Annotated in this window: 23 protein-coding genes; 16 read left to right on the top strand and 7 right to left on the bottom strand. The window is 38.4% G+C overall.

The annotated features are described in order from the left end of the window. The first annotated feature begins 194 nt into the window (after positions 1 to 194). Positions 195 to 1,079, top strand: a complete 885-nt coding sequence (locus Ga0466249_RS21845) for a LysR family transcriptional regulator (RefSeq protein ID WP_215831614.1) — start codon at positions 195 to 197, stop codon at positions 1,077 to 1,079. 303 nt (positions 1,080 to 1,382) lie between these two features. Here Ga0466249_RS21845 and Ga0466249_RS21840 read toward each other — a convergent pair whose 3' ends face one another. Next, on the bottom strand, positions 1,383 to 2,357 hold the full coding sequence (locus tag Ga0466249_RS21840; protein WP_215831613.1) for an NADH:flavin oxidoreductase: 975 nt from the start codon (positions 2,355 to 2,357) through the stop codon (positions 1,383 to 1,385). Beyond that, entirely contained in the window at positions 2,326 to 2,895 is a 570-nt protein-coding gene (locus Ga0466249_RS21835) for a nitroreductase family protein (protein WP_215831612.1), read from the bottom strand. Before Ga0466249_RS21835 ends, Ga0466249_RS21840 begins: the two co-directional genes overlap by 32 nt. Before the next feature lie 179 nt (positions 2,896 to 3,074). On the opposite strand from Ga0466249_RS21835, the gene Ga0466249_RS21830 reads away from it, so the two are divergent. Both Ga0466249_RS21830 and Ga0466249_RS21825 read left to right on the top strand, forming a co-directional pair. Next, entirely contained in the window at positions 3,075 to 3,443 is a 369-nt protein-coding gene (locus Ga0466249_RS21830) for a winged helix-turn-helix transcriptional regulator (protein WP_215831611.1), read from the top strand. 777 nt (positions 3,444 to 4,220) lie between these two features. Continuing rightward, on the top strand, positions 4,221 to 4,514 hold the full coding sequence (locus Ga0466249_RS21825; protein ID WP_215831610.1) for a hypothetical protein: 294 nt from the start codon (positions 4,221 to 4,223) through the stop codon (positions 4,512 to 4,514). 226 nt (positions 4,515 to 4,740) lie between these two features. Here Ga0466249_RS21825 and Ga0466249_RS21820 read toward each other — a convergent pair whose 3' ends face one another. After that, positions 4,741 to 5,295, bottom strand: coding sequence for a helix-turn-helix domain-containing protein (locus tag Ga0466249_RS21820; RefSeq protein WP_215831609.1), 555 nt, complete (start codon positions 5,293 to 5,295; stop codon positions 4,741 to 4,743). A gap of 116 nt (positions 5,296 to 5,411) precedes the next feature. Here Ga0466249_RS21820 and Ga0466249_RS21815 point away from each other — a divergent pair, with 116 nt between their 5' ends. The 5 genes from Ga0466249_RS21815 to Ga0466249_RS21790 all read left to right on the top strand — a co-directional run bounded on the left by Ga0466249_RS21815 (position 5,412) and on the right by Ga0466249_RS21790 (position 9,762). Continuing rightward, positions 5,412 to 5,891, top strand: coding sequence for a YbaK/EbsC family protein (locus tag Ga0466249_RS21815; RefSeq protein ID WP_215831608.1), 480 nt, complete (start codon positions 5,412 to 5,414; stop codon positions 5,889 to 5,891). A 44-nt stretch (positions 5,892 to 5,935) separates the two neighbouring features. Beyond that, positions 5,936 to 7,087, top strand: coding sequence for a pyridoxal phosphate-dependent aminotransferase (locus tag Ga0466249_RS21810; RefSeq protein ID WP_215831607.1), 1,152 nt, complete (start codon positions 5,936 to 5,938; stop codon positions 7,085 to 7,087). Between the two features lie 761 nt (positions 7,088 to 7,848). Beyond that, positions 7,849 to 8,190, top strand: a complete 342-nt coding sequence (locus tag Ga0466249_RS21800; RefSeq protein WP_215831606.1) for a PadR family transcriptional regulator — start codon at positions 7,849 to 7,851, stop codon at positions 8,188 to 8,190. Next, the gene (locus Ga0466249_RS21795) at positions 8,181 to 9,407 is read left to right on the top strand and encodes an FtsW/RodA/SpoVE family cell cycle protein (protein WP_215831605.1); all 1,227 of its coding nucleotides are present in this window, start codon (positions 8,181 to 8,183) and stop codon (positions 9,405 to 9,407) included. The genes Ga0466249_RS21800 and Ga0466249_RS21795 overlap by 10 nt, the downstream gene beginning before the upstream one ends. 139 nt (positions 9,408 to 9,546) lie before the next feature. Then, a complete protein-coding gene (locus Ga0466249_RS21790) occupies positions 9,547 to 9,762 on the top strand; it encodes a transposase (RefSeq protein WP_215831604.1) in 216 nt (71 codons plus the stop codon). Between the two features lie 298 nt (positions 9,763 to 10,060). On the opposite strand, the gene Ga0466249_RS21785 is transcribed toward Ga0466249_RS21790, so the two are convergent. Continuing rightward, positions 10,061 to 10,618 (bottom strand): DUF1648 domain-containing protein, encoded by a 558-nt coding sequence (locus Ga0466249_RS21785; RefSeq protein ID WP_215831603.1) that lies wholly within the window; start codon positions 10,616 to 10,618, stop codon positions 10,061 to 10,063. A 704-nt stretch (positions 10,619 to 11,322) separates the two neighbouring features. Between Ga0466249_RS21785 and Ga0466249_RS21780 the strand changes: the two genes are divergently transcribed. Next, a complete protein-coding gene (locus tag Ga0466249_RS21780) occupies positions 11,323 to 11,616 on the top strand; it encodes a DUF6809 family protein (RefSeq protein WP_215831602.1) in 294 nt (97 codons plus the stop codon). Between the two features lie 131 nt (positions 11,617 to 11,747). Then, entirely contained in the window at positions 11,748 to 12,299 is a 552-nt protein-coding gene (locus tag Ga0466249_RS21775; protein WP_215831601.1) for a CBO0543 family protein, read from the top strand. A 215-nt stretch (positions 12,300 to 12,514) separates the two neighbouring features. On the opposite strand, the gene Ga0466249_RS21770 is transcribed toward Ga0466249_RS21775, so the two are convergent. After that, positions 12,515 to 13,159 carry a flavodoxin family protein gene (locus Ga0466249_RS21770; protein ID WP_215831600.1) on the bottom strand — a complete coding sequence of 215 codons (645 nt, stop codon included), beginning with the start codon at positions 13,157 to 13,159 and terminating at the stop codon, positions 12,515 to 12,517. A gap of 210 nt (positions 13,160 to 13,369) precedes the next feature. On the opposite strand from Ga0466249_RS21770, the gene Ga0466249_RS21765 reads away from it, so the two are divergent. Together Ga0466249_RS21765 and Ga0466249_RS26760 are read left to right on the top strand one after the other, a co-directional pair. Beyond that, on the top strand, positions 13,370 to 14,005 hold the full coding sequence (locus tag Ga0466249_RS21765) for a TetR/AcrR family transcriptional regulator (RefSeq protein ID WP_215831599.1): 636 nt from the start codon (positions 13,370 to 13,372) through the stop codon (positions 14,003 to 14,005). 86 nt (positions 14,006 to 14,091) lie between these two features. Then, a complete protein-coding gene (locus tag Ga0466249_RS26760) occupies positions 14,092 to 14,640 on the top strand; it encodes a hypothetical protein (RefSeq protein ID WP_312889818.1) in 549 nt (182 codons plus the stop codon). Between the two features lie 15 nt (positions 14,641 to 14,655). Here the strand turns inward: Ga0466249_RS26760 and Ga0466249_RS21755 are convergent, their stop codons facing one another. Continuing rightward, on the bottom strand, positions 14,656 to 14,937 hold the full coding sequence (locus tag Ga0466249_RS21755) for a hypothetical protein (RefSeq protein WP_215831598.1): 282 nt from the start codon (positions 14,935 to 14,937) through the stop codon (positions 14,656 to 14,658). A gap of 92 nt (positions 14,938 to 15,029) precedes the next feature. Between Ga0466249_RS21755 and Ga0466249_RS21750 the strand changes: the two genes are divergently transcribed. The 4 genes from Ga0466249_RS21750 (at position 15,030) to Ga0466249_RS21735 (ending at position 18,222) form a co-directional block, all read left to right on the top strand. Next, positions 15,030 to 16,481 carry a catalase gene (locus tag Ga0466249_RS21750; protein ID WP_215831597.1) on the top strand — a complete coding sequence of 484 codons (1,452 nt, stop codon included), beginning with the start codon at positions 15,030 to 15,032 and terminating at the stop codon, positions 16,479 to 16,481. A 284-nt stretch (positions 16,482 to 16,765) separates the two neighbouring features. After that, on the top strand, positions 16,766 to 16,954 hold the full coding sequence (locus Ga0466249_RS21745; RefSeq protein ID WP_215831596.1) for a hypothetical protein: 189 nt from the start codon (positions 16,766 to 16,768) through the stop codon (positions 16,952 to 16,954). Continuing rightward, complete coding sequence (locus tag Ga0466249_RS21740) at positions 16,947 to 17,429, top strand: hypothetical protein (RefSeq protein ID WP_376769318.1); 483 nt, start codon at positions 16,947 to 16,949, stop codon at positions 17,427 to 17,429. The genes Ga0466249_RS21745 and Ga0466249_RS21740 overlap by 8 nt, the downstream gene beginning before the upstream one ends. A 499-nt stretch (positions 17,430 to 17,928) precedes the next feature. Then, positions 17,929 to 18,222 carry a hypothetical protein gene (locus Ga0466249_RS21735; protein WP_215831594.1) on the top strand — a complete coding sequence of 98 codons (294 nt, stop codon included), beginning with the start codon at positions 17,929 to 17,931 and terminating at the stop codon, positions 18,220 to 18,222. 163 nt (positions 18,223 to 18,385) lie between these two features. Here Ga0466249_RS21735 and Ga0466249_RS21730 read toward each other — a convergent pair whose 3' ends face one another. After that, positions 18,386 to 19,966: a helix-turn-helix domain-containing protein gene (locus Ga0466249_RS21730; RefSeq protein ID WP_312889819.1), complete on the bottom strand. Its 1,581-nt coding sequence runs from the start codon at positions 19,964 to 19,966 to the stop codon at positions 18,386 to 18,388. Between the last annotated feature and the right edge of the window lie 281 nt (positions 19,967 to 20,247).

Raw genomic sequence — 20,247 nt, 5'->3', positions numbered from 1 at the left:
ATGCACCTCGTTGTTCATAGTGACATTTTCTCACGATAGTCTACATAGTGACATTATCACAAGTTAAACACAATTTTACTAGTATATCTGTTTACAAGAATGTATATCTTTAATATACTGTAGTTGGCTGTATATGTAAAATTGATAATTATAATATAAATGATTATGTTTTATAATATCGAGGGAATACTTGTATGGATATAAAACACTTAAAAACTTTTTCAGTGATAAATAGGACAGGGAGTTTTAGTTATGCTGCTAAAATTCTGGGGTATGCCCAACCTACGGTTACTATGCATATTCAATTATTGGAAGAAGAATTTCAGGTAAAGCTTTTTGAACGATTGGGACATAAAATAAAAATAACCCAGCAGGGCGAGCAATTACTGTATTATGCGGAAAAGATATTGGCATTTTCTGAAGAGGCTGTTTCCGTATTTATGGAAAGAGAAGTTGGAATGGGAAAAATTACAATAGGGGCCAATCAGTCCTTTAGTGTTGTTCGTCTGCCATTTATATTGAAATCTTTTATAGCAAAGCATCCCAGTACAGATGTTAGTTTGAAGTTTGGTTCGATTCAGGAAATTTATGAGCAAATACGAGAAAATGTAGTTGATGTGGCTTTTTTCTTAACAAAAGAAGTGCAATATACTGATTTAATAGTGGAAAAATTATTTGAGGAATCGATTGTGGTGGTCATTGCGCCCGATCACCCTTTTTGTAGGTATTCGGCGCTAGGTATTCAAGATTTTCAAACCGAGAACTTGATTATAACCCAGGAGAATTGCACGTATCGGGCTGTGATTGATGAACTTTTACAGGAAGCGGGGGTTCAGCCGCATTCTCTGATTGAAATCAACAATATTCAAGCCATTAAACAATTGGTTATGAGTGGCTTGGGGATTACTGTTTTGCCACGTGTTTCCGTAGAATATGAGCTTACGCATAATTTGTTGACAGAAGTGCCGTGGAAAGGACCTCCTTTAAGGGTTTTTACTCAAATAGCTTATCATAAAGATAAGTGGCTTTCGCCTACTATTCTGAGCTTTTTAGAGGAGACTCGAATGAATTATCTTTAAGAAGGTTGTAGTGAAATTTTGGCGAAGCTAGAAGCAGTAGTTAATTTATGAGGTGCACTAAAAGCAAAAGATATTTATAAACATCCTATTGGTCCGATGTAACTACAGGTGAAGTTGGCTCGATGGTTAGAGAAGCGATCAAACGTGGCGAACAAGCAATAACAGAAGAAGCAAAAGCTAATGGTGCAGTTCATCAGAATGCGAAATAATAAAAATGCTCCGAAGTTTGTCTTATTCAAACTTTGGGGCATTTTTTATTTCATAATATGGTATTAGGCATTTATAAATTATGCCCTACCCTGTTTATTTATTCTTTGATGGGCACATGGTATGGTTAGTAAACCATAAACACTCCTTACATCCAAAGCACTGGTTTACAGGTTCGCTCTTTATGATATGATTTGCAAATTCGGGGTCAGAAAGCATACCTCTGCCAATACCTGCGAAATCAACATAATCATTTTCGATTAAGAATCGAACCTGTTCTTCTGTACGAATTTCATTGACTGCTATAACGGGAATGTTTACTTCTTTCTTTATTTTACATCCGCTATAAGTAATAGAGCTACACTTAAAACTTTCTGGGACAGCGTATTCAGGCGGATACATACCAAATGAAATGTGAAGTAGATCAACCCCGGATTTCTCAAAGATTTTAGCCACCTCAATACCATCCTGGCTTCTTGGCAAATATTCACCCATTCGCACTGCGATAATAAATTTCTCATGAGTATTGTTACGAATTTCAGGGAGTAATTCGGTCAGAACCCTTGTTCTGTTTGTGGCATTGCCCCCATATTGGTCTGTCCGCCGGTTGTAAGAGGTATCAAGAAATTTGCATAAGGTAAAGCCGTGAGCAAAGTGATATTCGACGCCGTTAAAGCCTATTTGACAAGCGGAAATGGCTGCCTGCTTCATATCTATTTGCATTGAATTAATTTCAGCAGTTGATAACTGATTGATGTCCATATCGCCACAACTAAGCTGTAGCATTATTGTGGCACCATATGCATGGCAGTTGCTGACAATCTGTTTTAAAGATGTGCTATTATCGGTTGACCACATATTTTTGGCATCTACAGCACCGAATACGCTGGTGGCCTGCACAATAATAAGACCGGCACCGCCTTTTGCACGTTCTGCATAATGTTCAATATGTTGCTTGCCATAATAAGAGCCGTTATCTCCGTGAAAAGAAAAAGTAACCATCGGAGCCATAACAATGCGGTTTTTAATCATGTTATTTCTAATGGTGAGCGTTTCTTGCAGCTTTGTCAATTTCTTTCGCCTCCCATCTGGAAAAGTCGTTAAAAAACACTGTTTCTCCTATCGGGACCCTCTGGCTATGCCAAGAATGCTTTTTTGCATCCTCTGCAGGATAGCCAATAGGTAATAAAGTAACAGGCACAAAGTTTTTCGGCAACTCAAATAGTTTCATAATCATATCGGAGTTAAAGTTGCCTACCCAGGTAGTACCCAAACCGAGATCTGCGGCCTCAAGCATCATATGCGTTGCTACAATACTGGCATCAATATCACCATTGTCTTTGCTATCAGAATTGCGTTTCCAGCTTACTGCCTTGTCATAGCATACTAAAAGTGCCATTGGTGCATTGAAATGGTAGGGGGTACAATCTTTTAGTTTTGTAAGAGCAGGTTGGCTTTCGATGACAAGAATACGTTGTGGCTGAAAGTTTACAGCTGTTGGTGCAAGTTGCCCTGCTTTCAGCACAAGATCAAGCTTTTCTTTTTCAATGGGTTTATCGCTAAATTTACGCAGGGAGTATCTTTCCGCTGCAAGATTTATAAAATTCATAATCATTCTCCTTGTAGCTATTTGGCTTTTTTGTGGACTATAGTTGGTATTTTCAGATGTATTTCTTCCAGTGAAACTATGCTTTACAAGTGTTACGCAACACTTTATACTAAAGATATATGAAAGGAAACATATTTACAAGTACGCACATTTTTGTTCCTTAGAATTGGAGATATATTATGACAAAGAAAATGAAAGACGTTAAACCCGTTCATTTTAATAAATGTGCTGTTATACATGCACTTGAAATCATTGGCGGAAAATGGAGATTGCCGATTATTTGGGAACTTTCTGCACAGGAAAGTATGCGATACAATGAATTAAAACGACATCTGAATGGTATTACCAACATTATGCTTACTCGTGCTTTGCGGGGGTTAGAAAAACATGGACTTGTAACTCGAATGGAATATAACAACATACCACCTCATGTGGAATATTCCTTAACCGAAAGCTGTAAGCAATTATTACCTGCTTTAGAAATTATTAATCAATGGGGAAAGGAGCAAATGTTTAGTGCTTCTTGTGATAACACTGCCAGAGAATAATTAAGACACATGCACACATAATATTAGAAGAACCCCGCTCATTATCTAATATAAACTGGATAATGAGCGGGGTTCCTAATTCTGACTCTATATGGGCGTAATTTATATTCGAGGCGCTTAATGCTATACTTTGCGGGAATTTTACGCCAACTTTTTTTGTAAGTAAAACCTAATAGCAAGCCAAGCACTGTGCAATCGGTAATGCACCATTATGGCGTGTCTACGTCGGTAGTATTATGTTTTCTTAGTATATTATCAGGCCGGGTTATCTTTTTGGTGATTCGCGTTTTTTCATGGTTTGTCGAACGATTTTCAGCCAAATTCTCTTGGCAAAATTTACAACTCGTACTATAATTAGAAATGGATGGGAATTTAAAATGTCGCCGCGTCCTAAAAGTGTAGGAGCACTTTTAGGCACGCGCAGGTGAAAGGACCACCTACACGTAACAGTTCATGTCCACGACGACAATATTAATTATACCCAATGATTTCCTGAAAGACAAGCAAAGGTATGTTCGGGTATAATCGGTTTGTTCGTGGGTCAGGGCTATGCGACTGCATGCAATCATCGTAGCACAGGGAAAGCGGTTCAATATAGAGCCGAAGTACCCACGACACAGAATCTATGAAATGAAGCCGCTTGTGTAGGTAAGTATACCTGGCACAAGCGGCTTTCAAATTCCCCCAAATTAGGGCGCACGCTGTCTTGTTCGCGGGTGACCTGCATGCGGGAGGGATAAATGTGTATAATAGTGTACTGAAATGGGAGGCGGTATTGTGGTAAAAAACATGTTCGATTTTTTGGTTACAGCCATCGAAACGGAAAACTGGGAACATGTTTCACTCGAAAATGTGTCCAGCGACTATTATCACGCTTCTCAAAAAGCCGAGAACTATTATGAAAAAATCAAAGAAATTTTGCCGCCGGAAATGCATGAAACTTTGCTCCGACTCGATGATGAACGAAATCAGATGGAAAATGCCGTTACGGATGTATATTATCGACAAGGCTTTTCCGATGCACTACGGTTAATTTTACAAGCCATGCTTTGGGAACCCGGCAGAGGCTAATGGTATATATTATATTTTTAGGAGAAAATTATTATGGAACATGAGTTAAAAGAATTGATCAAGAAGTGTGATCTTGCAATCAAACAAGAAGATCAGAATGCTAAATAAAATGAAAATGATCCGAAGTTATTTTTAGTGGACTTCGGGTCATTTTTTTGTTGTATCACTGTCATTGGTGTCATGTCCGTGAAAGCAATATCTTAAGTTGGACTGTGCCTTTCTTCTCTTATCGTGTGTAATAGATGATATTGTTGAAACATACTGGAGTATCTGAAGAGTTTTGATAAGAATGCTTTTTGTTGGCAGGGAAAGACAATGCATCTCCTTTCTGAAGTTTGTAGACGTTTTCGGTAATTACCAAGTCTAATTGGCCTTCTGTTACGATGATGTATTCTTCAACGCCATCGTTATGAGGATTGGAGCTATGAGTGCAGCCGGGCTGTAAAAAGATAGTGAATATCTCGAACTTTCGATTATCATCATAGGGGAATAACGGGTAGGCAGCCATTTGGCTTTTGGATTCGTAAAGGGGTTGGATATCATTGAAGTGGACGTAACAAGTTTCATCTTTACTTTCTTCAATAAAATAAGAAAACGAAACATTTAGACCTGATGCAATCTTCCACAATAAGGCGACTGATGGATTTGAAATTCCTCGCTCAATCTGTCCTAGCATAGGTTTACTTACTCCGGTTAATTCAGCTACTTTGTCTAAACTATAATTTTTCTTTTTGCGAATTTCATATAGGTTTCGCCCGATTATTTTTGATAAATTCTCCATTTCGTTGCCTCCAAAAACTATTGTATGTTATAACATACAATAGTATAATATTAATTAAATTATGCTATAGCATACATTTGTATTTTAACACGATTAGATGTTAAGGGGGCAGTTTGATGAACAGTATTTTACAAGAAAGTGCGAAACGGGTGCAGAAAGTGCTTGATGAGTTCGGTGCTAAACTTGAAGTTGTCGAAATGTCAGCATCAACACGAACATCACAGGAAGCAGCAAATGCTGTCGGTTGTCAAGTGAGCCAAATTGCAAAGTCATTGATATTTAAAACAGAAAATACTGAGCGGCCAGTGCTAGTCATTGCCAGTGGCACAAATCGGGTTAATGAGAAGATAGTGGGCGACTTAGTTGGTGAAAGATTAGAAAAGGCGGACGCAAAATTTGTATTGGAAAATGCAGGATTTGCAATAGGCGGTATTCCGCCAATTCGAAGAGAAAGCTATGCTGCTGTATATATGGATGAAGAATTGTTAAAATATGAAGATATTTGGGCGGCCGCTGGTACACCTCATGCCGTATTTAAAGTAAGCCCCAATGTATTGAGCGACATTTCCGGAGCCAGTATTATTTCAATTAAATAATGGGTAAAGGCTGTCTGATGTGTATATTTTAGGAGGCGAGAGAGATGACGGTAAAAAGATTATGCGGTATTCCTGGTTTTTCAATTGACAGGGTGGCGAGCGCTGCCGGTAATGATCCGGAAATATTGAGGTTAGAAAATTTGGATACGGACATTGCGCCACCGCACGGGGTAATAGAGGCATCAAAATATGCCATAACAAATGATGATGCAAATAGTTATCTTCCGTTTACTGGTAATTTAACGCTGTGTTCGGCAGTAGCAAGTCATCTTTATAAACAAACCAATATTGTTTATGATCCTCTAAAAGAAGTTGTAATTACATGCGGAGGAACAGAAGGAATGTTCGATACCTTGCTCGCGATTACTGATCCAGAGGATGAAGTGATATTGACTGATCCTACTTATGCCGGAATGATCAATCGTGTACGGTTAGCGGGAGCCATTCCGAAATTGGTGCCTTTTCAGTTAGTTGACGGTCAATGGAGGTTGGACCTAGATATACTGCAAGCAAGGGTTACAGACCGAACTCGAGCGTTATTTATAATGAACCCATCTATGCCGTCTGGGGCTTTATTAAATATGCAAGAATGGCAGCAAATAGCTAAAATATGTATAGAACGGGATATTTGGCTTATATATAACGCGGCAATGGAGCGTATTATCTATGATAACCGACTGTACATTCATCCTGCGTCATTGCCAGGCATGGCTAAACGCACCATTACGGTTGGATCAGTATCAAAAGAGTATAGAATGATTGGTTGGCGTGTTGGTTGGGTAGCTGGACCAGAAGAGATAATTAAAGATATTTCATTAGTACACATCTATAATGTAGTAACACCGACTGGATTATCACAAACGGCTGCTTGCTGTGCGTTACAGTCACCTGATAGTGATCTGCTGGCAGCTGTTAACGAATGGGCAAGACGCCGAGATGAAATTGTTGAACAACTTGCCGGATTGCCTGTCATATCAGCAGCAGGCGGATGGTCAATGCTCTTAAATGTTAAAGAGTTAGGGTATAGTTCCTTTGAAGCATCGGATTTGTTGCTTAAGCACGGAAAGATAGCAGCTACTCCCATGCGTGATTGGGGAGAAAAAAACAGCGACCAGTTTATTCGATTGGTATTTAGCAATGAATCAGTAAAGCGCTTGAGCGATATTCGTAACCGAGTACTACGCTCGTTAACTTAGATCTGTGCGGGGTTCTCGAAAAACTAGACACGAAATAACGGTATAAAAACGAATGAATTGTAAAGTTTCGTTGAATTCCTTCATGCAGCTCGGATATAGCTGGCTTTTCGGGCGTCTAAAAAATGAGATGTTCTGAATCGCAACTGGTCAGGCGTAAACACCAGGAGCTGCGATACAAAATATGAATATTATGCTTGGACTGGATGAAGGACTGGGATTAAGTGTAAATTAGTTATCCCGTAAAATTTCTACAGTTTGGGAAGAAACAAGCTTAGAGTGTATCTTTAGGAGAAGGTTATATGGTAACCTCTCATTGGAGCGATGTGACGACAGGGGAAGTTGGTTCGATGAGTGAAGCTATTAAACGTGGCGAGGCGGCGATAAACGGCAAAGCGCATCAGAATGCTTAATAGACTAAAAGGGTTGTCTCAACTTTTTGAGACAGCCCTTTTAGTTATAATTTAACTTATTTTTAGCGTGGGAAAATATTCGGTGACCAATTGGATAGCGTTTTGAATCATAGGGGCAAGTAAACTTTTTTATAGCTATCGGTTAAGCAAATTGAATTTGGGCCAATTATTATAGGAATGGAATGTATGGAATAAAAAGCGTTATTGAAAATAGCTCGCTGATTACGTGAAAGTATTTTTTAAATGTGAAGTACAAAATAATAGTTGCAAAAAATGAGAAGATATTTTATTATTTATACATAGATATACTATGCATAGTGATTTGATGCTTTGCGAAAAGGTGGTTTTGATATGCGGGTTAATAAGGAATTGCTAAAGGGGAGTACGGTTATCCTAATTCTAAAATTACTTGAAAAAAAAACGATGTACGGTTACGAAATGATTAAGGAATTGGAAGGTAATTCTGGAGGCGTGTTTCGCTTCAAGGAAGGGACACTTTATCCCATATTGCATTCACTGGAATTAAACGGGATGGTTGAGGCGTCTTGGTCAGATGCCCAAGGAAATCGGCCTAGAAAATATTATCAATTAACCGATCAAGGTAGGGTGCAGCTTGAAGAAAAAAGACGAGAGTGGGTTGTATTTCGCTCAGCAGTCGAGCAGGTTTTAGGGGAGGCGATAGTATGTCTTTAGAAAAAAATAGTATGATACAAGTTTATTTGGATACAGTAAGTTCTCATATCAAGTGGCGTGAAGTGCATGGTCAGGTGAAATCGGAATTGCTGTCTCATCTAGAAGACATTGTCATGGAGTTGAGAAATGACGGCATTTCAGAACAGCAAGCAGTTACGGAGGCAATACATAGAATGGGAGATGCAGATGACTTAGGGCGACAACTCCAACAAACGCATGTACCACAGAAAAATTGGCCATTGGTTGCAATTGTTACGTTATTGAGCGGCGTGGGTATAGTTTTGATGTATATGCTGGAAATGAGTGGATTATTTACACCATCGGTGCATGTATTCACTAAAAGCCTTATATTTACTGGCTTTGGCGTTGCCATACTGCTTTGGCTGTACTATTGCGATTTTCGAAAGGTGCGCTCCTATACCACATATTTGTATATCGGTACAATGCTACTTTGGTTTATGGGTTTATTTCTTGGGACATCGATTAATGGGAAACAATTTTTAGCTTTTGGGCCTATAAGCATAGACTATAGCGGTATAATTCCGTATGTCTTGGTTGTTTCGCTTGCCGGGATACTTGCAGATAGAGATTGGTCAAACCAGCAATGGGTAAAGAAGGTGTTATTGCTTTTTATAGTCACTTTTCTTTTTTGTGTGATGAGCAACAACACGCCGCTTTCATTTATGTATACGCTGGTATTTCTAGTTCTTATGGCTATTGACGGTGCTAGAAAAGTGCAAATTACTGGATTTTTGATGGTGCCATTAGGGTATATATTAATTAAAATGTATCAAGAAGTAGGCAGTTTAAATTTGGCTTATTATCAATCTGCAAGCTTATGGGGGCAGAGTAATTTAGGGGTAAATGCAATAACTGCTTTTCATACCGATTTTTCCTTTCTCTACTTTATTCAGGAATACGGCTGGTTGGCAGGTCTCATGCTTATTTTTGCAGGAATTGCATTACTGTTAATTCTGGTCAGTGCAACCTTGCAGGTCAAGGACCGATTTGGCAGAATGACAGTAGGGGGACTTACTGTTTGTTTTGCTGTACAAATGACTTGGCATGTGTTGATGTCATTAGGAGTTATGCCTGTAGTATCTATAAGTATGCCTTTTATTAGTTTTGGAGGTTCGCAGACGGTTATACATCTGGGAGCTATCGGGGTTATATTAAGTATCTACAAGCGAAAGAATTTGATGAGAGCTCGTGGCTGACAATTAAATGTGTCCATTTTTAGGAGGCGAAATTTGTAACCGCCCGACTTATTTATATGTACTTGAAATGGTGGGTTTGAAAATTGAAGATGGTATAATAATCTGGACACAAAGTTAAGCACGGAAGGTGGACCAGATTATGAAGAGAGCCGTATATGACAAACAGTTTAAAATGGCAGCAGTCAAACTGTCACAAAGTACGGATAAGTCCGTTCTCGAAGTTGCTCGAGAATTAGGCATTAGCAGCAGTAGTCTATGTCGGTGGATAAATGAATATGATGAATATGGTGAGAGTGCATTCCCTGGTCATGGGAATGCGCTCTTAAACTTTACTTACGAGATTAAAAAGCTGTAAAAACAAGTAGAAGAATTGAAAATTGAGAATGAACTATTAAAAAACTCCAGGCCTTCTTGAAGCAAAAGAAAGTGTAAGATTTCTATTTTTAAGAGAGAACTGTAAAAAATACAACATCAAGAAGGCCTGCAAAATACTTAATATATCAAAATCTGGATATTATGCATATATAACGCGCAGGAAAAGCAATCGTGCTATAGAAAATGAAGTGCTTACTGAAATAATCACAGAAATATTTAAAGTGGTTGATACCCGTCAGAATTATGGTTGGTTACTATAGTTGGGGAGGACCATTCTTTTACTCCCCTGAAATGCGCTTTACTTCTGTGGTAAGCTTTCTTACGGAAATAATGCTGCCTAACAGACCAATTACGACAACGATAATTATCCAAACCATAGAACTAATTCTTCCTGTTGTTTCAGCTCGAAGTAGCTGATAGTTGATAATGGTAAACATAAGCGAAGTAAATAGAGTGATCATGCTGGTAAAACCGGCACCAAGTAGCCTGATTTCTTTCTGCTTTTCGTCTGGCAGCTTTAGCGCTTTTGTTTTATCTAATTGCGGTAAGTTGAGGTACGCCAGTGATCTTGGTGAATAGACAGACCAAAACGTTACAGCAGCTATTAAGGTAAACACTCCTAGTTGAATAAGAGGCAGTTGGAGTACCCCAATCCATGATTTCGATTCCCATCTGTTAGGAGTACCAGACAAATCAAAATGGACAGGGAAGGTATTTGGTAGAGCCGAATAGGCAGGAATGGCAAAATAGAAACTGACTATCACTAGAATAAAAGATACAAATTGCAAGGTTAAGAAACCGCACAGCTTTTTACTAGACTCCTCTTGAGATATCATGATTATCCCCCTCTGTTGACCGGAAATAAGATAGGCACAATAGTAAAATGTTACTGTGAACTGAAAATACGTTGTGGCCTGCTAGGTAATGGCGATTAGCCTAAAATAAAGAATGAACAAACAAATAAGCCGGGATAGTCTTACATCAAAACGCTAAATAAAAAGGCCCGAAGTTAGACTTCGGGTCGCCATCATCCTGGGCCCTTCCAAGATTCGCGTTTTTTCATGGTTTGTCGAACGATTTTCAGCCAAATTCTCTTGGCAAAATTTGCAACTGGTACCATAATTAGAAATGGATGGGAATTTAAAATGTCGCCGCGTCCTAAAAGTGTCACTAGCACCTTTAGGCACGCGCAGGTGAAAGGACCACCTACACGTAACAGTTCATGTCCACGACGACAATATTAATTATACCCAATGATTTCCTGAAAGACAAGCAAAGGTATGTTCGGGTATAATCGGTTTGTTCGTGGGTCAGGGCTATGCGACTGCATGCAATCATCGTAGCACAGGGAAAGCGGTTCAAGTTAGAGCCGAGTCCCCTAACGACACATCATCTATGAAACGAAGCCGCTTGTGTAGGTAAGTATATCTGGCACAGGCGGCTTTTAAATTCCCCAAAATAAGGGCGCGGTATGGTTCGCGGCCTGTTTATGGGGAGGGATAAATGTGTATCATCGTGTACTGAAATGGGAGGCGGTATTGTGGTAGAGAACCTGTTCGATTTTTTGGCTGCAGCCATCGAAACGGAGAACTGGGAACATGTTTCACTCGAAAGAGTGTCCAGCGACTATTACCACGCTTCTCAAAAAGCCGAAAACTATTATGAAAAACTGAAAGAAGTTTTGCCGCCGGAAATGCATGAAACTTTGCTCCGGTTCGATGATGAACGAAATCACATGGAAAATGCCAGTATGGATGTATATTATCGCCAAGGCTTTTCCGATGCGCTGCGGCTTATTTTGCAGGCCATGCTCTGGAAACCGGGCAGAGGGTAAAGTTTTTGCTGATTTAAAAGACTAGGGACGGTGGTTTTGTCCCTAGTCTTTGTGTATGAAATCCTCCCGACAGGACAAACTAATTATATGTTAACCGATACTATTAAAGATATAGAATTTGGGGTGTACGTATGAATACCGGCACCGACCTAAGCCAGCTAAAGCTTTCCCTGTGGAACGCGGCATATTTACAATGGAAAAGTGAAGTTCTTTTTTCAAATCAGTGGTGGCTTATTATTGCCACTATAGTAATTTCATACATAGTTTGGTGGGTTCTGATTGATAAAACACGCTTTGCTCAGCTGCTTTTATTCGGTTCGCTTGTATCTGTCGGAAGAATTGTATTTGACATAATTGGTAGTAATATGGTGCTTTGGAGTTACGATATTCGCGAATCCCCCTTTATGCCAAGCCCGTTTCTTCATAATTTGACCATCTCTCCTTTGGTATATATGCTGCTGCACCAATATACTTCAACCTGGAGAACCTTTCTTTTATGGAACGCAATCATTACAGCCGCCTATTCGTTTATATTACTTCCGTTTTTAGTTTCCACGAAGGTCTTGACGTTTTATAACTGGAACTATATGTACGCTTTCATTTCCGTATTCTTTATTACTTCGTTGTCAAGAACCGTATCTGTTTGGGCGCAAAATTTAGAGAAGAGGGCACCTAAATTCTAAACTAATTTAATCCAGGATTGAATACATTATGATCTACACGTACTTGCCATTGGTGGTAAGTACGTAAAAGTCAACAAGCTCGGAGGAAAAATAAGTAAATCATCGAATTAAAGCCTTAGCTATCATAATAATATAGCTAAGGCTTTAATCATAATATAGAACGGTTTATTAAGTAAGTGCTAAATAATTTATGGGGGACAATAATATGGTAATAGCTATTTTGCCGTTATTTTATTTAGTTCCGTCTTTAGTAGCCTTCCGATACTTTTGACTTGGGCAATTGTATCTTCCTGTTCCTCAAAATCACGAGGTAAATGTTTTTTTTCTATTTTGTTCAATACCCCATGATCCTTAACAACATTTCCGACACTGCAGTTATGTCCATAGCCACATGTATAGCATTGTGAATATCCATGTGCATTTACACCGCCGATTACTGCCATCCTGTTCGACTTCATAACTCCTCCGATAGTCATACTGATCATATCATTTTCCTGTATAATATAAGAAGTACTGACTACTACACCCAGCTTACCTGCTAAACTGAAAGCTCCTTTGTGACGAAAGCAGAAAGTTCTTTCCAGACAAGCATGCCCAAGTGCATTAATCATTCCGCCATAGTTGGGCGCACCAAATACAATTGCATCAGCAACCAGCATTTTATCTGCGATTTCATTCCAGTCATCTTTGATTTTACACTTATTATCGGCTGCACATAGTGTACACCCCAGACATCCGCTGATTTTTTTGCCAGACAATGATAGGTACTCATATTCACAATTACTGGATTCTAGCACCGCTTTTACTGTTTTAGAGGTGATTCCATCCTTTCTGCCGCTTGCACAGATTCCCAATATCATATAATTCATCTCCTTAAGATGTTTTCTTGATTTTAATACAGAAGTCGTTAATGATTCTGTAAAATATTTTACAAATGCGTGGAAAAATCCATTTCAAAGATAATTGACAGATCAAGTGCCATGGTTTATGCTAATTACAAAAAAAATATACTCAAAGTATACTTCTGTAATACTGTGAGTATATTTTTCTGTCAAGTGGGGAGGATTATTATGTATAAAGAAATATCGAAACGTAGTGCTAATAAAATAAAAAACAATGATTTAATTATAGCAGTAGCAGAAAAACTCTTTTTGCAAAATGATTTTGAGAACACAACAATGGACGATGTATCAAAAGAAGCCGGACTTACAAAGCGTACAATATACAAGTACTTCAACAGTAAGGAAGATCTATTCTTTGCTGTAGCACTTAGAGGGGTAGAACAAATCAATTCTAAGTGCGAAGAAGCATTAATGAATGGAAAGAATGCACTTGAAAAAATTCGTCTGACGAACAGAGCAATTTACCAATTCTACATTGAAAGTCCGGGTATGTTACGACTCATGAATTATCAACCTCAAAATAAGCTTAATTATGAGGCAAGTCCCAGCTACCGTGAAATGAGAAGACGGAAAGATGAAATCATTCAACAGTATATGGAAATAATTGGTGAAGGCAAGATTGACGGTAGTATAAATACAAAGCTAGACACAAAAATGGCGGTGTATTTCGCATTTTGCGCTTCTTTTGGCTTATTGAAAATGATATTCACAATGGAAAAGAGTTTCTTTTGGCTTAGGGATGGACTCGATGAGAATGAATTTCTCCTCTTCAGTATGGATTTACTTGCAGACGCTTTAAAATGAAGTTATTATCAGCACTTCAATACCATATGTATGAAATCCTCCCGACAGGAAAAGCTAACTATATCCGAAATGTGGAGGAATGCCTAGTGAGTAATCAAGTACTACAATGGTTAATGCTAATTGTACCTTGGGTAACTTTGTTTTTCATGCCCAAAGAATTTATAAAGCGGTTTATGCCCATAGCTCAATTTTCTATAATTACAAGTATATTATTTGTGGAAATGGGGCAAAATTTCGGGTGGTTCATTTTTGGACAATCAGCTTATCCATTAAGAACACCTTCATATATTTTCGGATTAAATTGTGTTACAACTATGTGGTTATTTTACTTTTTTTATGGTCGTTTTTGGAGATACATCGCAATAGATATGATAATGAACTTTGGGTTTATATATTTATTTCATGTCTATTTTCTCGGCAGTAGAGGACTTTTTTATGAGGTGAGTCTCACTCCCTTATTAAATGTAGTATTTGCAACTATACAAGGGGCTTTATTATATGCCTATCAAATCTGGCAAGAAAGTATCTTCGCCCAAGCTGAAACTAGAAGATCCACTAGTTACTTTACTAACTTTGAACCAGCAAATAAGCCTCTAACTGAAGGTCAAGACAAAGAAAAGGATAATGAACAGTAGATTTCTATATGCCGCTTAAAGCGGCTTTATTCTTTTACAACATAATATTGACAGTATAGACGCATTCGCTAAGATCATCAGGGAGGAGTTTTTACGGTGAGTTAAATAGTTATGGTCATCGTACATACCGGACAATCCAAGAGAAGCCTGCGGTTTTGTTCCTTTTCTTGATGAAGTACCATACAGTTCAAGAGTTTCCTCTGTTGTCGGTATGTTAATATCTGAACCGTCAGCGGCAAGAATAAGAAAACCATTCATCGTTTTTAAATAATGAGCATTATAGTTGTCGCACTTCATTTTACAATCCAAGAAAATAAAGAAATTAAGTCATAAATAATCCTTGATTTAATATAATTCATAAATGATTTATGAATTGGGGATGAAGGAATATGACCAAACGATATCTGACCAGTAATCAGGGGACAACAGTTATTGATGATCAGCATTCTTTAACGGTAGGAGAGAGAGGGCCGATCCTTCTCGCAGATACGGTTTATTTTGAGAAGACTGCACAATTTGACAGGGAAAAGGTTCCTGAAAGGGTTTTCCATGCTAAAGGCGCTGGCGCTTTTGGTTATTTTGTACCTTATAAATCATTCGATTTCTTGACTCAGGCGAAATTTTTACAGAATCCTGAAAAGGCCACACCCGTTTTTACCAGATTTTCGGTAGCCGGTGGCTCGGCGGGTGGTGCCGATACAGTGCGGGATGTTCGCGGGTTTGCAGTGAAATTTTATACGGAAGAAGGCAATTATGATCTCATCTGCAACCATGTTCCGGTATTCCCGCTAAGAGATCCGCTGCAATTTGCGGACTTTGTTCATGCCGTTAAGCCAGATCCGGTCACCAATGCACGTGGTGGACCGATAGCGGCCAGCCGTTTCTGGGATTTCATGTCTCTAAGGCCCGAGTCCATGAACTTTCTCATCTACCTATTTTCAGATATTGGTACTGTCAAAAGCTATCGAACAATTCAAGGCTTCGGAGTCAACACTTACAAATGGATCAATCTGCACGGGGAAGAATGGTATGTCAGGTATTGCTGGGAGCCTTGTGCGGGTGTTGAATATATAGACAGCAAGACAGCAACTCAACTTGCCGGGACTGATCCTGATGTGGCGAGCAGGGATCTCTTTGATACCATTGCGGCCGGGGAATCTGTCGAATTTGAAATGCGGATACAAACAATAAAAGTTGAGTTTGAATGCGACCAGCAGTTTGATATCTTGGATCCCACTCTTATATGGCCAGAGAATTTGTTTCCGTTGATTCCGGTAGGCAGGATGGTGCTAAATAAAAATCCTGAGAATTATTTCGCCGAAGTGGAGCAGTCGGCGTTTTCGCCTGCGGCAATTGTACCTGGCATAGATTTTTCTAACGATAGGGTGCTGCAGGGGCGTATCTTTCCCTATGGCGATACCCAAAGGTATCGTATCGGTACCAATTATTTAGAACTTCCGGTAAATATGCCCAGGAGTCATGTTGATAACAAGATGCAGGACGGATTCATGCAAATCAAGTGCAACGCAGATATCGCCAATTATTTGCCGAATACTTTAAATGGTGGAATGCCCGCGTGGGCACCTGAGAAAGGAAAGCCCTCGCAAGAATATGTTTCAGGAAGCGTGGGCCGACAGGAAATACCGGGAGACAACTATTATCAGCCCGGTTACAGATATCGAAGCATGTCGGGACTGGAAAAGAAACATCTGGTTTCTAATATAATAGAAAGTTTGAGTCTGGCTTATGAGCCTATTCAGAGAAGAATGATTGGACATTTTATGCGAACAGATAGTGAACTCGGCAACAGAATAGCTCAGGGATTAAATTTGAATATATAAGTGGCGTGGTTTTGAGAAGTTATTAAGTATTACTGGGAAGCGCAGGGACGGTTTGTATTACATTTCACCGCCTGCGAACTAATAAAGGTATAGGCTATACTCGATACGGAGAACGTACATTGGTAACGGCTAAAGCCCCTGCTAAATTATGTTAATTTAGCAGGGATTTGTATTTGTATAATGAATATTAGACGTAAGAAGTTTGGCTAGGCTAACATACAATGTGACTAGGCGAAGATTGTTACTACATATGTTAGGAAAAATTAATTTGGGTAGATACTCATATGAAGATAGGTATTGTAGGACTTAGTAACATATGTAAAAAAGCTTACTTACCAGTAATTACGGCTGTAGAAGGTATTGATTTAATATTTTGTACTAGGAATAAAGAACAGTTGGAAAAATTATCAGAAAAGTATAGAGTAAGTAGCTATGTTACATCAGTTGACGATTTAATCGCGTTAAATAGGTAAGCCTAATGATGTTACTACATTTATTTTAGATGATTTTATTCATGTAATAGATACCTTACGATTTTTAATGGATGGGGAAATAACAGATATAAAGGTTCATAGTCTTAAAAAGCAGGGATTATTGTATAATGTAGTTGTTACATTATCTAATGAAAAAATAACTGCTATAGGAATTATGAATAGAGATAGCGGAGTGGCAGAAGAAGTTGTAGAGTATATGAGTTCAGGTAATAAATTAGTGGTAAGAGATTTAGTAAATGCAACACATTTCAAAGAAAATATCGAGACAAAGATTAAATTTAAAGATTGGGACCCAATTCTTTATAGAAGGGGTTTTTACCACACGATAGAATGCTTTTTACATGCAGTAAAAAACAATGAGCCATCAACTCCTTCCATAGAGGATTCGTTGGTAACTCATCAAATATGTGAGGAAATCATTAATTTGATAAACATAAAAAGAGATAGTGGTTAGAGGATGTCTAAAGAAGTGGTAATATCGAATAAATTTCAGCTAAATTCTCTTGCAAGATTTACAATCCGTACTATAATTAGAAACGGATGGGAATTTAAAATGTCGCCGCGTCCTGAAAGTGTTAGAGCACTTCCAGGCACGCGCAGGTGGAATATCACCTACACGTAACAAATTACTGTCCACGACGACAATATTAATTATACCCAATAAATTCCTAGAAGACAAGCAAAGGTATGTTCGGGTATATTCGATTCGTTCGTGGTCAGGGCTATGCGACTGCATGCAATCATCTCAGCATAGGGAAAGCGGTTCCATCGAGAGCCGAAGTACCCAACTGACACAGAATTTATGAAATGAGGCCGCTTGTGTAGGTAAGTATACCTGGCACAAGTGGCTTTTAAATTCCCCAAAATTAGGGCGCACGCTGTTTTGTTCGCGGGTGGCCTGCATGTGGGGGGATAGATGTGTATAATATTGTACTGAAATGGGAGGCGGTATTGTGGTAAAGAGCATGTTCGATTTTTTGGTTACAGCCGTCGAAACGGAGAACTGGGAACATGTTTCACTCGAAAATGTGTCCAGCGACTATTATCACGCTTCTCAAAAAGCCGGAAACTATTATGAAAAAATTAAAGAAGTTTTGCCGCCGGAAATGCATGAAACTTTGCTCCGATTCGATGATGAACGAAATCAGATGGAGAATGCCGGTATAGATGTATATTATCGACAAGGCTTTTCCGATGCAATGCGGCTAATTTTACAAGCCGTGCTCTGGGAAGCCGGTAGAGGTTAATGCTTCTGCTGATGCACGGCTTTTATCAAAAAAACGGTGCCTGATTCAAATGGTGCGGTCCAGGGTTCTTCCTGACATACTAATACCCCAAATCATAGCTTGCTATTTTATGATTTGGGGTATTTTTGCCATGTCTGTTTAACCAGGCAGTATACCCACTCTACTAGATATAGGTGACCTTGCTATTTTTCTTTTTGTACTGTGTGGGAGTTAGTCCGGTTATTTTTTTAAAGGTTTTTGAAAAATGCCTTTCCTCAAAAAAACCAACCTTGGCAGCAATCGTATAAATCGGTTCATTGCTAGAAGACAAAAAAGTTTTGGCATTTTCGATGCGATAAGCAATGATATATTTTATGATACTGATGCCGAGCTCCTTTTTCACGATCTGACTTAAATAAGAGTGGCTGACGTTTAATTTAGCTGAAATCTCATTCAAGGTAATATTTTCCATATAATGTGCATGAATAAATTCAATTGCCTCCATGACAATGGAGTTTGTAACGGTTAATTTATTTGAAAGTTCAAATCTTAGTGAATCTAATGACTCGATAAACTTATGACATTCTTGTTCTATTGAAGTAAAAAGCAATTTTGTGGGGGGGAGATTCTCCGGCTTTCTTTTATTGTAGGTGTCATTGTATTTGTCTGCTAACGCAGTGGATAAGGCGGTATAGCAATAGTAGTAGAGATCATAGTCGAGGCTGGGTTTGACAATGTCTAAAAATAATTTTTTTATTAATCCGTTTAAGTTTGTGTTTAACAAATCATATTTAATAAGTTCTTTAATTTCTCTGAGAATCTTGTCGATCAACTTATAATCGATTTCTTGTCTGATTGAATGAAGATATTTTGAGGTGATCAATTTGGCATCGCGGCAAAAAAAACTGTATGCTTTTAAATCGTGCAGGGATTCATAAGCAGTACGGATGTTTTCAATACCTTTGATATAGTCACTCATGTAACGGAATGAAGTTTTGCAGTTGGCTATCTTGTTAAGTCTGCTAGTTATGTCGAATAGGATATTTTCTTTGCGGGCTTGACTGACAACTTTTAAATCATTGATGATGATGTACAATTGCAACGGATTCACATAAAAGACTTCACCGCCACTATAAGCATCAATAACTGCCTGAAATTCTTTGATAATTTCGTTTCCGGTAAAGTTATAGACACTTTTATTGAGGTTGTGATCCGAATACTCGATTTCCATAATATCATACATATAGAGATAGTAGCCATTGTTATTTAGATTCAGATTGACTTTTCTTTTATAATACTGGAATTCGCGGTTCGTTACACCTCGCAAAATTTCGTGAAGGTATTCATCTTTTTCTAGTCGATTGATCCTAGCAGTCATAATCAGATTCGATTCTTCCTGGTTGTCCATATTGGTAAAATAACAATGGTAATCTTTGCTGAGCGCTTGGGAAAAGAACTGCTTTATTTTATTGATATACTGGCTGTCCTGATGGTTCGTTAGCGAGCAGATGATTTGATTTTCGGCTACGATATTGAAAATGAACAGCGTAGAAACAATACCGGAACATAACAGGTCATGAAAAAGGTTCTGGATTTTAAATATGGGATGCAATAGTTGAATGATAATAATATCAGCGCGAATTTCCACTGCTTTTTTAACAACGGCTTCATAGGAATCAACAGATGAGATAGACAAATCCTTTGTATCCGCATTCGAAAATTTATAAATTCTATTTATAAATTTATCTTCCGCATACAGAATCACTTTTAGCAAGATGATCTCCTCCTCTAATGAGGTCCTTTTTTGTTTTATCAAAAGCCGCTACCCTGTCGAATATGTACTCCAATTAGTGTAAAATGATGCGTTTCGTCTCAGTAAATTTAGTGAAAAATTGAATTATGCAATTCCTTCAGTAGAGAAGAATACTAGAAATACTTTTGGTAGCAGAATCAATATTATTATATATTTTATTATTGCAAGGAGAAAGTAAATAAAAACAAAATAATCTGATGAATCAAATAAATCTCGTAATAAAACCCACATTG

It is taken from the genome of Pelorhabdus rhamnosifermentans (assembly GCF_018835585.1).
Lineage (GTDB): Bacteria > Bacillota > Negativicutes > UMGS1260 > UMGS1260 > Pelorhabdus > Pelorhabdus rhamnosifermentans.
Note: the sequence above shows the minus strand (reverse complement) of the source record. Positions and strands in the feature narration are given on the sequence as shown.

Bases quoted from the DNA above. Each gene is read 5' to 3' on its own strand.
- Ga0466249_RS21755 (WP_215831598.1), bottom strand. From the start codon at position 14,937: ATGAAGTGCGACAACTATAATGCTCATTATTTAAAAACGATGAATGGT.
- Ga0466249_RS21810 (WP_215831607.1), top strand. From the start codon at position 5,936: ATGACGGTAAAAAGATTATGCGGTATTCCTGGTTTTTCAATTGACAGG.
- Ga0466249_RS21785 (WP_215831603.1), bottom strand. From the start codon at position 10,618: ATGATATCTCAAGAGGAGTCTAGTAAAAAGCTGTGCGGTTTCTTAACC.
- Ga0466249_RS21795 (WP_215831605.1), top strand. From the start codon at position 8,181: ATGTCTTTAGAAAAAAATAGTATGATACAAGTTTATTTGGATACAGTA.
- Ga0466249_RS21820 (WP_215831609.1), bottom strand. From the start codon at position 5,295: ATGGAGAATTTATCAAAAATAATCGGGCGAAACCTATATGAAATTCGC.
- Ga0466249_RS21845 (WP_215831614.1), top strand. From the start codon at position 195: ATGGATATAAAACACTTAAAAACTTTTTCAGTGATAAATAGGACAGGG.
- Ga0466249_RS21770 (WP_215831600.1), bottom strand. From the start codon at position 13,159: ATGATATTGGGAATCTGTGCAAGCGGCAGAAAGGATGGAATCACCTCT.
- Ga0466249_RS21835 (WP_215831612.1), bottom strand. From the start codon at position 2,895: ATGAATTTTATAAATCTTGCAGCGGAAAGATACTCCCTGCGTAAATTT.
- Ga0466249_RS21830 (WP_215831611.1), top strand. From the start codon at position 3,075: ATGACAAAGAAAATGAAAGACGTTAAACCCGTTCATTTTAATAAATGT.
- Ga0466249_RS21765 (WP_215831599.1), top strand. From the start codon at position 13,370: ATGTATAAAGAAATATCGAAACGTAGTGCTAATAAAATAAAAAACAAT.
- Ga0466249_RS21790 (WP_215831604.1), top strand. From the start codon at position 9,547: ATGAAGAGAGCCGTATATGACAAACAGTTTAAAATGGCAGCAGTCAAA.
- Ga0466249_RS21745 (WP_215831596.1), top strand. From the start codon at position 16,766: ATGAAGATAGGTATTGTAGGACTTAGTAACATATGTAAAAAAGCTTAC.
- Ga0466249_RS21800 (WP_215831606.1), top strand. From the start codon at position 7,849: ATGCGGGTTAATAAGGAATTGCTAAAGGGGAGTACGGTTATCCTAATT.
- Ga0466249_RS21815 (WP_215831608.1), top strand. From the start codon at position 5,412: ATGAACAGTATTTTACAAGAAAGTGCGAAACGGGTGCAGAAAGTGCTT.
- Ga0466249_RS21750 (WP_215831597.1), top strand. From the start codon at position 15,030: ATGACCAAACGATATCTGACCAGTAATCAGGGGACAACAGTTATTGAT.
- Ga0466249_RS21775 (WP_215831601.1), top strand. From the start codon at position 11,748: ATGAATACCGGCACCGACCTAAGCCAGCTAAAGCTTTCCCTGTGGAAC.